Consider the following 12616-nt stretch of genomic DNA (forward strand, 5'->3'; position numbering starts at 1 on the left):
GTGAGCGGAGGAGATTCCGCCGGGGGAGGACCGCATCCGCGGCATCCATCCTCCGCCGCCCGGATCTCCTCCCGTCGCGGGGGGGGCGTCAGGAGAGGGCAGAAACGGGTTCCCCTTCCCCTTCCATTATCGCGCCCGACCCCGGGCTTGCCGCAAGGCCCCCTCTGTGATGCAAAATCGCAGGTCCCGCGCGCATTCGGCGCACGAAGGGGACACCGGCGATGCACACGAACACCAGCCCGTTCGCTCTGCCCGAGCGACTGCACGACAAGGCCGCGCTCATCGGCGACGACGAGCAGCGGTTCGCCGCGATCGCGGCCGCCCTCGCCGCCGAGGGGGAGCGGGTCGAGCTCCGACTCGCCGCGCTGCGTCGGGAGCACGCGGGCGGCCAACGCGCCCTCGAACGCGACCTCGAGGTGCAGCAGCTGTCGACACGGCTCCGCGTCCTGCGCCGCTTCGGCCTCGACGCGTGCATCGGGCGGATGGTCGACGAGACCGGCACCGTGACGTACGTCGGCCGGTTCGGGATGGTGGATGCCACGGGCGAACGGCTCCTGCTGGACTGGCGGGCCCCGGCATCCCGTCCCTTCTTCGCGGCGACGGCCGCGCACCCGGAGGGGCTCCGCAGCCGCCGGCGCTACCGCTGGCGCGCGGGACGCATCGTCGACTTCTGGGACGAGGTGTTCGGCGACGGCCCGGATGCCGGGGCGGCGCTCGACGAACAGTCGGCGTTCATCGCGAGCCTGGGCGCCAGTCGATCGCCCAAGATGCGCGACGTGCTCGCGACGATCCAGACGGATCAGGATGCCATCATCCGCGCGCACGCCCGCGGTGCGCTCGTCGTCGACGGCGGCCCGGGGACGGGGAAGACCGTCGTCGCACTGCACCGCGCCGCGTACCTGCTCTACTCGGACCCGCGGATGCAGGGGGAGAGCGAAGGGCTGCTCTTCGTCGGCCCGCATCGCCCGTACGTCGACTACGTGGACGACGTCCTGCCCGGCCTCGGCGAGGAGGGCGCCCTCGTGTGCGCGGTGAACGACCTCGCCGGAGAGGCACGCGTGAACCCCGAGCCCGATCCGCGCCTTCGCCGCGTGCTCGGCGACGGCCGCATGATCGACGCGGTCGAGGCCGCCGTGCGGCGGTGGCAGCGCCCGCCGACGCGGAGCACACCCGTGGACACCGCGTGGGGCACCGTCGTCGTCGACGCGGCCGAATGGGCCGAGGTCTTCGACGGCATAGGTGTCGTCGCCCACAACGAGCTGCGGACGCGCGCGTGGGAGCGGCTGCTCACGCTGCTCGAAGAACGCGTCGACGACGAGCTGCGCGGCGGCGCGACCGACGCGTGGGACGAGGGGTGGGGCGAGGCATCCCGCTCGCGCGACGACTTCGACGCCTACGGCTCCGGCTGGGACGAGGACGAATCCCCCCGCGAAGCGCTCGAGAACGACGACGACCTTCGAGCGCTGTTCGACGGCGCGTGGCCGCTTCTCGATCCGGATGCCGTGCTCCGCGGGCTGCTCACGAACGCGGCCCTGCTCCGCCGGTGCGCGCCGTGGCTGGCGGCCGACGACCTCGCGGCGCTCGTCGATCGCGGCGTGCCGGAGGCCTGGACCGAGTCGGACCTGCCACTGCTCGACGCGGCCCGTCAGGAGGTGGGCGATCCGCGCCGGGAAGCCGCGGAGCGTCGGGCACGGCGGGAGGCGGCAGAGGAGCGGCGGATCATGTCCGACGTCGTGACCGACCTCATCGCCGCCGACGACGGCGACATGCGGGTGATGTCGATGCTGCGCGGGCAGGACCTCCGGCGAACGCTCGAGAGCCACGCGGCATCCGCCCTCGATCCCTTCGCGGGCCCGTTCGCCCACGTCATCGTCGACGAAGCGCAGGAACTCACCGACGCGCAGTGGCGCATGCTGCTGCGGCGCTGCCCGTCCGGGAGCCTCACGATCGTGGGCGACCGCGCGCAGGCGCGCCACGGCTTCACCGAGTCGTGGGAGGACCGGCTCGCGCGGGTGGGCGTCGAGCGCGTGCGGATCGCGACGCTGCACGTGAACTACCGCACCCCGGGGGAGGTGATGGATGCCGCGGCCCCGGTGATCCGCGCCGTGCTGCCCGACGCGAACGTGCCGGAGTCCATCCGGCGGACGGGCGTCCCCGTGGAGTACGGCGCGCGCTCCGATCTCGCCGAGATCGTCGCCGCGTGGGAGCGGGGAAGCGCCGAGGGGACGGCAGTGGTGATCGGTGCCGCGGACTTCGTGCCGCGCGAGCGGGTCTCGTCGCTCGACCCGCAGCGGGTGAAGGGGCTGGAGTTCGACCTCGTCGTCCTCGTCGAGCCCTCTCGCTTCGGCGACGGGATCACGGGCGCGGTGGATCGGTACGTCGCGATGACGCGCGCGACGCAGCGGCTCGTGGTGCTGAAGTAGCCGACGACGGCTGCGGCGGTGAGCGGAGGAGATTCGGGCAGGGGAGGACCGAGACCGCGGCATCCGTCCTCCGCCCGCCGAATCTCCTCCCGTCGCGCGGGCTGCTGCGTCGCCACACGTCCGCGCCACCCCTCCTGCACAGCCCGGCGCACACGGCATCCGTCATACACACCCGCTACACTCGAGGAAGAACCACGGCAACCTTTAACCCCGTCCTGTGAGGCGGAGAAGGGAGCAGCGGATGAGTACGCGCACCGTCATGCACGATGCCGACATCGCCCGCGCTTTGACGCGCATCTCGCACGAGATCCTGGAGTCCAACAAAGGACCGGAAGGACTCGTCCTCCTCGGGATCCCGACCCGCGGTGTCACCCTCGCCGATCGCATCGCTCCGCTGATCAGCGAGTTCGGGGGAGCGGCCGTTCCGGTCGGCGCGCTCGACGTGACGATGTACCGCGACGATCTGCACCGCAACCCCACGCGGGCGCCGCACACGACGCGCATCCCCGCGGGTGGCATCGACGGCAAGGTCGTCGTTCTGGTCGACGATGTGCTGTTCTCGGGCCGCAGCATCCGAGCCGCGCTCGACGCTCTGCAGGACATCGGCCGCCCCGCCGCCGTTCGGCTGGCGACGCTGATCGACCGCGGCCACCGCGAGCTGCCCATCCGCCCCGACTTCGTCGGCAAGAACCTCCCGTCGGCCCGCGACGAGCGCGTGAACGTACGCCTCGCCGAGGTCGACGGCATCGAAGAGGTGACGATCGAATCATGAGGCACCTCCTCGACACCCAGCACCTCACGCGCGCCGAAGCGCTCGAGATCCTCGACGTCGCCGAGGACATGGCCGACACGCAGCGCCGTGAGGTCAAGAAGCTGCCCACGCTCCGCGGCAAGACCGTGGTGAACCTCTTCTTCGAGGACTCCACCCGCACCCGCATCTCGTTCGAGGCCGCCGCGAAGCGCCTGAGCGCCGACGTCATCAACTTCTCCGCGAAGGGCTCGAGCGTCAGCAAGGGCGAGTCGCTGCAGGACACCGCGCAGACCCTCCAGGCGATGGGGGCGGATGCCGTCGTCATCCGCCACGGCGCGTCCGGGGCTCCGCGCACCCTCGCCACCAGCGGCTGGATCACCGCGGGCGTGGTGAACGCCGGCGACGGGACGCACGAGCACCCGACGCAGGCGCTGCTCGACGCGTTCACGATCCGCAAGCGCCTTTTCGGCGACGACAGCCGCGGCCGTGGGCTGGACGGCATCCGGGTCACGATCGTCGGCGACGTGCTGCACTCGCGCGTCGCGCGGTCGAACGTGTGGCTGCTGCACACGCTCGGCGCCCACGTGACGCTCGTCGCGCCGCCGACGCTGGTCCCGCAGGACGTCAGCGGCTGGCCGGTCGAGGTCGAGTACGACCTGGACCGCGGGATCGCGGCCGGTCCCGACGCCCTCATGATGCTCCGCATCCAGCTCGAGCGGATGAGTGCCGCGTATTTCCCGACTGAACGGGAGTATTCCCGCCGGTACGGTCTCGACGCGCGGCGCCTGGACGCGCTGCCGGACGGTAGCATCGTTCTACACCCCGGCCCGATGAATCGCGGTCTGGAGATCTCCGCCGAAGCCGCCGACTCGCCGCGCTCGACGGTTCTCGAGCAAGTCGCGAACGGCGTCTCCGTGCGCATGGCCGTGCTGTACCTGCTGCTGGCGGGCGCGCGGACCGACTCCGAGAAAGAGGACCTTCGATGAGCCACGCCCCCTCCCACACCCTGCTGGTGCGCGGCGCGCGGATCGAAGGCCGGGATGCCACCGACCTCCTCGTCCGCGACGGCGTCATCGCCGAGACCGGAACCGGCCTCTCGCACGCCGGCGCGACGGTCGTGGATGCCGACGGGCTCATCGCCCTCCCCGGACTCGTCGACCTGCACGTGCACCTGCGCGAGCCCGGGTACGAGGCATCCGAGACCGTCGCCACCGGTTCCCGCGCCGCCGCGGCCGGCGGTTTCACCACCGTCTTCGCGATGCCGAACACGTCGCCCGTCGCCGACACGGCCGGAGTCGTCGAGCAGGAGCTCGCGCTCGGTGAGGCCGCGGGCTACGTCCACGTGCAGCCGATCGGCGCCGTGACGGTCGAGCAGAAGGGCGAGCGTCTCGCCGAGCTCGGCGCGATGGCCGACTCGCGCGCCCGCGTCCGCGTCTTCAGCGACGACGGCTTCTGCGTCTTCGACCCGCTCATCATGCGGCGAGCGCTCGAGTACGTGAAGGCATTCGACGGCGTGATCGCGCAGCACGCGCAGGATCCGCGGCTGACCGAGGGCGCGCAGATGAACGAGGGCGCCGTCTCCGCCGAGCTGGGGCTCGCCGGGTGGCCGGCGGTCGCCGAGGAGTCGATCATCGCGCGCGACGTGCTGCTCGCCGAGCACGTGGGCTCGCGCCTGCACGTGTGCCACCTGTCGACGGCCGGGTCGGTCGACATCATCCGCTGGGCCAAGAAGCGCGGCGTGAACGTCACCGCCGAGGTGACGCCGCACCACCTGCTGCTCACCGACGAGCTCGTGCGCGACTACGACGCGCGGTTCAAGGTGAACCCGCCGCTGCGCCGCGAGGAGGACGTGCTCGCGGTGCGCGAGGGTCTGGCCGACGGCACGATCGACATCGTCGCGACCGACCACGCGCCGCACCCCGCCGAGGCGAAGTCGTGCGAGTGGGCCGCCGCCGCGAACGGCATGGTGGGTCTCGAGAGCGCGCTGCGCGTCGTCCACCAGGCCATGGTCGAGACCGGGCTGCTGGAGTGGATCGACGTCGCCCGCGTCATGTCGCGCACGCCCGCCCGCATCGGTCGTCTCGACGGCCACGGCACTCCGCTCACCGCCGGCACCCCCGCGAGCTTCACGCTGTACGACCCGCGCCCCGCGCGCACATTCGGGCTCGGCGACCTCCGCGGTCGCAGCAAGAACTCGCCGTACCTCGGTCGCGAGCTGCCGGGCGAGATCCGCTGGACCGTGCGCTCCGGCATCCCGACCGTCGTCGACGGTGCGGTGCTCGAGGCGCCGGGGGTGCTCGCGTGACGCGCGAGGGCGCCCTGCTGGTGATGGCGGGTGTCGCCGTCGTCCTGCTGGCGGTCTTCGCCCTGGCCTGGCTCCGACGAACGCGGCGCGATGCGCGCTACTCCGCCCCGGTGGGAGAGCTTCCCGACGGCGCCGTGGAGACGGGTGTGTTCCCGGGTCTGTACGTCGCGACCACACGGCACGACGAGCCCCTGGAGCGCCTCGCGATCCGCGGCCTCGCGTTCCGCTCCCGCGTGGACGTCACGGTCACCTCGGCCGGGATCGCCCTCGACCTGCCGGGCCAGCCTCGCATCGCGCTCACCCGTGACCGCCTCGTCGACGCTGCCCTTGCCACGGTCGCCATCGACCGCGTGGTGGAGCGCGACGGCCTGACGCGCGTCAGCTGGCGCATCGACGACGACACCGTCGTCGACACCTACCTCCGACCCCAGGATGCCTCGGCCCGATCCCTCGCCGACGCCATCCGTCCGCTCATCTCGACAGGAAGCGACGCATGACCGCCCTGATCTCCCCTCCGCGCATCTCGCGCGAACCCGCCGTCCTGGTGCTGGAAGACGGCACCCGTTACCCCGGCCGCGCGTACGGCGCCCGCGGTGAGACCTTCGGCGAGGTCGTCTTCGCCACCGGCATGACCGGCTACCAGGAGACCCTCACCGACCCCTCGTACGCCGGTCAGATCGTGCTGCAGACCGCCCCGCACATCGGCAACACGGGTGTGAACGACGAAGACCCCGAGTCCCGCCGCATCTGGGTCGCCGGCTACGTGGTGCGCGACCCCTCGCGCGTCGTGTCGAACTGGCGCGCCAACCGTTCGCTCGACGATGCCCTCGTCGAGGACGGCATCGTCGGCATCTCCGGCATCGACACCCGCGCGCTCACGCGCCGCATCCGTTCGTCGGGCAGCATGCGCGGTGGCGTCTTCTCGGGCGACGCGGTGAACCTCGATGAGGACGAGCAGCTGCGCCGGGTGCTCGCCGCCCCCGGCATGGCCGGCCGCAACCTGTCCGCCGAGGTGTCGGTCACCGAGGTCGAGGTCACCCCGGCGACCGCCGAGCGCATCGGCAACCTGGCGGTGCTCGATCTGGGCGTCAAGCAGTCCACGATCGACAACCTCGCCGCCCGCGGGTTCGACGTGCACGTGTTCCCGCAGTCGGCGACGATCGACGAGATCCGCGCGATCGAGCCGGTCGCGGCGTTCTACTCCAACGGCCCGGGCGACCCGGCCGCGAGCGACCAGCACGTCGAGCTGCTCCGTGCGGTGCTCGACGAGGGCCTGCCGTTCTTCGGCATCTGCTTCGGCAACCAGCTGCTCGGCCGCGCCCTCGGCTTCGGCACGTACAAGCTGCCGTTCGGCCATCGCGGCATCAACCAGCCGGTGCTCGACAAGACCACCGGCCGCGTCGAGATCACGTCGCAGAACCACGGTTTCGCCGTCGAGGCGCCGCTGGACGCGGTCGTCGACAGCCCGCACGGCTACGGCCGCGTCGAGGTGAGCCACATCGGCCTCAACGACAACGTGGTCGAGGGCCTGCGCGCCCTCGACATCCCGGCGTTCAGCGTGCAGTACCACCCCGAGGCCGCCGCCGGTCCCCACGACGCCAACTACCTGTTCGACCGCTTCCGCGACATGGTGCTCGCGACTCAGGAGACGAAGAAGAATGCCTAAGCGCGACGACATCCGCTCCGTCCTCGTCATCGGCTCCGGCCCGATCGTCATCGGTCAGGCCTGCGAGTTCGACTACTCCGGCACCCAGGCGTGCCGCGTCCTCCGCGAGGAGGGCGTGCGCGTGATCCTCGTCAACTCCAACCCGGCGACGATCATGACCGACCCCGACTTCGCCGACGCGACGTACATCGAGCCGATCACCCCCGAGGTGATCGAGACGATCATCGCCAAGGAGAAGCCGGATGCCATCCTCCCCACGCTCGGTGGCCAGACGGCCCTGAACGCGGCCATGGCGCTCCACGACCGCGGCATCCTGGTCAAGTACGGGGTGGAGCTCATCGGCGCGAAGGTCGACGCCATCCGCAAGGGCGAGGACCGTCAGATCTTCAAGGAGCTCGTGATCGAGTCCGGCGCGGACGTCGCCGACTCGGTGATCTGCCACTCGATGGACGAGCTGCTCGCCGGCGCCGAGAAGCTGGGCTACCCGCTGGTCGTCCGCCCCTCGTTCACGATGGGCGGTCTCGGCTCCGGCTTCGCGTACGACGAAACCGACCTCCGCCGCATCGGCGGTGCGGGTCTGCACGACTCGCCGACGCACGAGGTCCTGCTCGAGGAGTCGATCCTCGGCTGGAAGGAATACGAGCTCGAGCTCATGCGCGACACCCACGACAACACCGTGGTGGTCTGCTCGATCGAGAACGTCGACCCCGTGGGTGTGCACACCGGTGACTCGATCACCGTCGCCCCGGCGCTCACCCTCACCGACCGCGAGTACCAGAAGATGCGTGACATCGGCATCGACATCATCCGCGCGGTCGGCGTCGACACCGGCGGCTGCAACATCCAGTTCGCCGTCGACCCGGCGACCGGTCGCATCATCGTCATCGAGATGAACCCGCGCGTCTCGCGCTCCTCGGCGCTCGCGTCGAAGGCCACGGGCTTCCCGATCGCGAAGATCGCCGCGAAGCTCGCGATCGGCTACCGCCTCGACGAGATCCCGAACGACATCACGAAGGTGACCCCGGCGAGCTTCGAGCCCACGCTCGACTACGTCGTGGTGAAGGTGCCGCGCTTCAACTTCGAGAAGTTCCCCGCCGCCGACACGACCCTCACCACCACCATGAAGTCGGTGGGCGAGGCGATGGCGATCGGCCGCAACTACACCACGGCCCTGCAGAAGGCGCTGCGCTCGCTCGAGAAGCGCGGCTCCAGCTTCCACTGGGGCGAGGAGTCGCGGTCGGTCGAGGAGCTCCTCGAGATCTCGAAGACGCCGACCGACGGCCGTATCGTCGTGCTGCAGCAGGCGCTGCGCCTCGGTGCGACGCCCGAGCAGGCGTTCGAGGCGACCGCGATGGACCCCTGGTTCATCGACCAGATCGTCCTCATCAACGAGGTCGCCGAGATCATCCGCACGGCCGGCGAACTGGATGCCGACACCCTCCGCCTCGCGAAGGAGCACGGCTTCAGCGACGTCCAGATCGCGCAGCTGCGGGGTCTCGACGAGGCCGAGGTGCGCGGCATCCGGTACGCGCTCGACGTGCGTCCGGTGTACAAGACGGTCGACACGTGCGCGGGGGAGTTCCCGGCGCTCACGCCGTACCACTACTCCAGCTACGACTGGGAGACCGAGGTCACGCCGTCCGACCGCACCAAGGTCGTCATCATCGGTTCGGGCCCGAACCGCATCGGCCAGGGAGTCGAGTTCGACTACTCGTGCGTGCACGCCTCCTTCGCGCTGTCGGATGCCGGGTACGAGACGATCATGGTCAACTGCAACCCCGAGACCGTGTCGACCGACTACGACACCAGCGACCGCCTGTACTTCGAGCCGCTGACGCTCGAGGACGTGCTCGAGGTGCTGCACGCCGAGAGCCGGTCCGGCCAGATCCTCGGGGTCGTCTGCCAGCTCGGCGGACAGACGCCGCTCGGCCTGGCCAAGGGCATCGAGGCCGCCGGCTACACGATCCTCGGCACCAGCCCCGAGGCGATCGACCTCGCCGAGGAGCGCGAGCTGTTCTCGCGCCTGCTCGACGACGCCGGTCTCGTCGCGCCCCGCAACGGCACCGCGATCGACGTCGAGGGGGCCGTCCAGGTCGCCGAGGAGATCGGCTACCCGGTGCTCGTGCGCCCGAGCTTCGTGCTCGGCGGCCGCGGCATGGAGATCGTGTACTCGACCGAGGCGCTGCGCGACTACTTCGTCCGCGTCGCCGACCAGGCGATCATCGGCCCCGGCCTCCCGCTCCTGGTCGACCGCTTCCTCGACGACGCGATCGAGCTCGACGTCGACGCGCTGTTCGACGGCACCGACCTGTACATCGGCGGCGTCATGGAGCACCTCGAGGAGGCCGGCATCCACTCCGGCGACTCGTCCTGCACCCTGCCGCCCGTGAGCCTCGGCCGCACCGAGGTCGACCGCGTGCGGGAGGCGACGCTCGCGATCGCGCGGGGCGTCGGCGTCCGGGGCCTCTTGAACGTGCAGTTCGCGATCTCGGCCGGCGTGCTCTACGTCATCGAGGCGAACCCCCGCGCGAGCCGCACCGTGCCGTTCGTATCCAAGGCGCTCGGCATCCCGCTCGCCAAGGCCGCCAGCCGCATCATGGCCGGCAGCACGATCGCCGAGCTCATCGCCGAGGGCCTGCTGCCCGAGAGCGACGGCTCGCGCGTGCCGCTGGACGCCCCGGTCGCCGTCAAGGAGGCCGTGCTGCCGTTCAAGCGGTTCCGCACGGCCGACGGCCGCACCGTCGACTCGGTGCTCGGACCAGAGATGCGCTCGACCGGTGAGGTCATGGGCATCGACCGCGACTTCCCGACGGCGTTCGCGAAGTCGCAGGAGGCCGCGTACGGCGGCATGCCGACCTCTGGCACGGTGTTCATCTCCGTCGCCGACGCCGACAAGCGCGCGGTCATCCTCCCCGCCCACCGGCTGCAGGAGCTCGGCTTCGAGCTCATGGCCACCCAGGGCACGGCCGAGATCCTCGCCCGCAACGGCATCCGGGTCCAGGTCGTCGAGAAGTACTCGGAGACGCAGGGTTCGGGCGAGCAGAACGTGGTCGACCTCATCAACGACGGCAAGATCGACATGATCGTCAACACGCCGAGCGGGGGAACGGCCCGCGCGGACGGTTACGAGATCCGTGCCGCGGCGGTCGCCGCCGACAAGGCGCTGTTCACGACGATGGCCGTGCTCGGTGCCGCCGTGAGCGCGCTCGGCGCGATGAAGGACGGCTTCGCGGTCCGCAGCCTCCAGGAGTACGCCGTCGACCGCGCGGGTCGCCTGTGAGCGAGACGTTCGGCCAGCGCCTGGCGGCAGCCCTCGAGACCCGAGGTTCCCTGTGCGTCGGCATCGACCCCCACGCCGCACTGCTGTCGGCGTGGGGGCTGGATGCCACGCCCGAGGGCGCGCGGGAGTTCGGCCTGCGGGTGGTCGAGGCCGCCGCGGAGCGGGTCGGCATCGTGAAGCCGCAGGTCGCCTTCTACGAGCGTTACGGCTCGAAGGGTTTCGCCGCACTGGAGGACGTGATGGCCGCGGCACGCGCCGCGGGTCTGATCGTGATCGCCGACGCGAAGCGCGGTGACATCGGAACGACGATGGAGGGCTACGCCTCGGCGTGGCTCGAGCCCGGTGCGCCCCTGGAGGCGGATGCCGTGACCCTCACGCCCTACCTCGGCGCCGATTCACTGCGAGCGACCCTCTCGTTCGCGGTGCGCCACGGCAAGGGTGCGTTCGTCCTCACCGCCACGAGCAACCCCGAGGCGCGGCCCGTGCAGAGCGCGATCGTCGACGACGCCCTCGCCGTCGGCGACCACGAGTACGTCGCCGCGCGCGTCGCCCACGACGTCAACGAGGCGAACATCGGCGCGCCCGGTGCGCTGGGCTCGATCGGCGTCGTCGTCGGCGCCACCGTCGACCGGGCCGCGTTCGGCCTCGGAGATGTGACGCTGGCCGGGATGCCGATCCTCGCGCCAGGCTTCGGGGCGCAGGGAGCCGATCCCGCCGACCTCCGCCGCCTGTTCGGGTACGTCGCGAAGGCGGTCGTCGCGAACGAGAGCCGCAGCGTCCTCGCCGTCGGACCGGCCCGCCTCGCCGACCGGATCACCGCCCGCGCCGACCTGTACCGGGAGGCCCTGAATGGTTGATTCCCGTCGTCCGCCCGAGGTCGATCGCGCCGCGGCCTCCCGCCGCGCCGTCGCCGCCCGCCGCGAGCGCGCCGCGCTCAAGCGCGACGTGTCCACCCGTGTGATCACCCCGCAGGAGCTGCTGCGCCGCGGGCTCGCAGACCCGCTCTCGGCGGCCGGCGCGATGCGCGTGACCGAGTTCCTGACCGCGATCCCCGCGATCGGCGAGAGCAAGCGCGATCGCATCCTCGCCTCTCTCGGCATCTCGCCGGTGAAGCGCCTCGGGGGTCTCGGTTCCCGCCAGCGCGACGCCCTCCGCGGCTACCTCGACGCGCGGTGGCCCGAGCCGGGTCCGCGCGACGGGCGCAGCCGCCTCGTCGTGCTCGCCGGTCCCACGGCCGTCGGCAAGGGCACGGTCGCCGCGTACATCAAGGAGCACTTCCCCGAGATCCACCTGTCGGTCTCGGCGACCACGCGCGCACCGCGCCCGGGTGAAGTCGACGGTGAGCACTACTACTTCGTGGACGACGCCGAGTTCGACCGGCTCGTCGCGGAGGGGGAGCTGCTGGAGTGGGCGACGGTCCACAACACGCACCGCTACGGCACGCCCCGCGAGCCCATCGAGCGCGTCCTCGCCGACGGCGGCACGGCGCTGCTCGAGATCGACCTGCAGGGCGCCCGCCAGGTGCGCGCCGCGGATCCCTCCGCAACGCTCGTGTTCCTGCTGCCGCCGAGCTGGGACGAGCTCGTCCAGCGCCTCGTCGGCCGCGGGACCGAGGATGCCGAGGAACGGGCGCGGCGCCTCCGCACCGCCCGCACCGAACTCGCGGCGCAGAACGAGTTCGACTACCGGGTCGTCAACGACGAGGTCGCGCGCGCCGCGGCCGAGGTCGTGGCCCTCGCCGCACGTCGCCCCGACGTCGGATAGAATACGAGGATGCTTCGGCGCCGACGGGCGCCGCATCCACCCCATCCCGCCGAACCAGGAGGTTCCCCATGGCCGGACGTGACAAGGGCATCATCGACCCGCCCATCGACGCGCTGCTCGACAAGGTCGACTCGAAGTACCAGCTCGTGATCTACGCGTCCAAGCGTGCGCGCCAGATCAACGACTACTACTCCGATCTGCACGAGGGCAACCTCTTCGACAACGTGGGCCCGCTCGTCGACTCCACCGTCGAGGACAAGCCGCTCACGATCGCTCTGCACGAGATCCACGAGGACAAGCTGCGCCTTCGCGCCGCCGAATAATCCACAGGTGTGATCCGTTCACAGATGTGACGATGCCCCGGGCGGCTGTCCGCCGTCCGGGGCATACTTGTGCCCGTCCCCAGCCCGAAACCGACCGGGAGTCG

10 protein-coding genes are annotated in these 12616 nt (G+C 71.2%); all 10 read left to right on the plus strand.

All coding sequences use genetic code 11. The features are described 5' to 3' along the window. Positions 1-221: 221 nt before the first annotated feature. Entirely contained in the window at positions 222-2423 is a 2202-nt protein-coding gene (helR, locus tag RKD05_RS15735) for an RNA polymerase recycling motor ATPase HelR (RefSeq protein ID WP_424711281.1), read from the plus strand. A gap of 241 nt (positions 2424-2664) precedes the next feature. Beyond that, complete coding sequence (gene pyrR / locus RKD05_RS15740) at positions 2665-3195, plus strand: bifunctional pyr operon transcriptional regulator/uracil phosphoribosyltransferase PyrR (protein ID WP_424711282.1); 531 nt, start codon at positions 2665-2667, stop codon at positions 3193-3195. Further along, complete coding sequence (locus tag RKD05_RS15745; RefSeq protein ID WP_424711283.1) at positions 3192-4160, plus strand: aspartate carbamoyltransferase catalytic subunit; 969 nt, start codon at positions 3192-3194, stop codon at positions 4158-4160. Before pyrR ends, RKD05_RS15745 begins: the two co-directional genes overlap by 4 nt. Continuing rightward, positions 4157-5479: a dihydroorotase gene (locus tag RKD05_RS15750; protein WP_424711284.1), complete on the plus strand. Its 1323-nt coding sequence runs from the start codon at positions 4157-4159 to the stop codon at positions 5477-5479. Before RKD05_RS15745 ends, RKD05_RS15750 begins: the two co-directional genes overlap by 4 nt. Further along, complete coding sequence (locus tag RKD05_RS15755) at positions 5476-5976, plus strand: hypothetical protein (RefSeq protein ID WP_424711286.1); 501 nt, start codon at positions 5476-5478, stop codon at positions 5974-5976. Before RKD05_RS15750 ends, RKD05_RS15755 begins: the two co-directional genes overlap by 4 nt. Then, positions 5973-7145, plus strand: a complete 1173-nt coding sequence (gene carA, locus RKD05_RS15760) for a glutamine-hydrolyzing carbamoyl-phosphate synthase small subunit (RefSeq protein WP_424711288.1) — start codon at positions 5973-5975, stop codon at positions 7143-7145. The genes RKD05_RS15755 and carA overlap by 4 nt, the downstream gene beginning before the upstream one ends. Continuing rightward, positions 7138-10425 carry a carbamoyl-phosphate synthase large subunit gene (gene carB, locus RKD05_RS15765; protein WP_424711290.1) on the plus strand — a complete coding sequence of 1096 codons (3288 nt, stop codon included), beginning with the start codon at positions 7138-7140 and terminating at the stop codon, positions 10423-10425. The genes carA and carB overlap by 8 nt, the downstream gene beginning before the upstream one ends. Further along, entirely contained in the window at positions 10422-11282 is an 861-nt protein-coding gene (gene pyrF / locus RKD05_RS15770; protein WP_424711291.1) for an orotidine-5'-phosphate decarboxylase, read from the plus strand. Before carB ends, pyrF begins: the two co-directional genes overlap by 4 nt. Further along, positions 11275-12189, plus strand: a complete 915-nt coding sequence (gene gmk / locus RKD05_RS15775; RefSeq protein WP_424711292.1) for a guanylate kinase — start codon at positions 11275-11277, stop codon at positions 12187-12189. Before pyrF ends, gmk begins: the two co-directional genes overlap by 8 nt. A gap of 68 nt (positions 12190-12257) precedes the next feature. Then, positions 12258-12512: a DNA-directed RNA polymerase subunit omega gene (gene rpoZ, locus RKD05_RS15780; protein ID WP_055837405.1), complete on the plus strand. Its 255-nt coding sequence runs from the start codon at positions 12258-12260 to the stop codon at positions 12510-12512. Positions 12513-12616 lie beyond the last annotated feature (104 nt).

This window comes from Microbacterium sp. SLBN-111 (assembly GCF_049739645.1).
GTDB lineage: Bacteria > Actinomycetota > Actinomycetes > Actinomycetales > Microbacteriaceae > Microbacterium.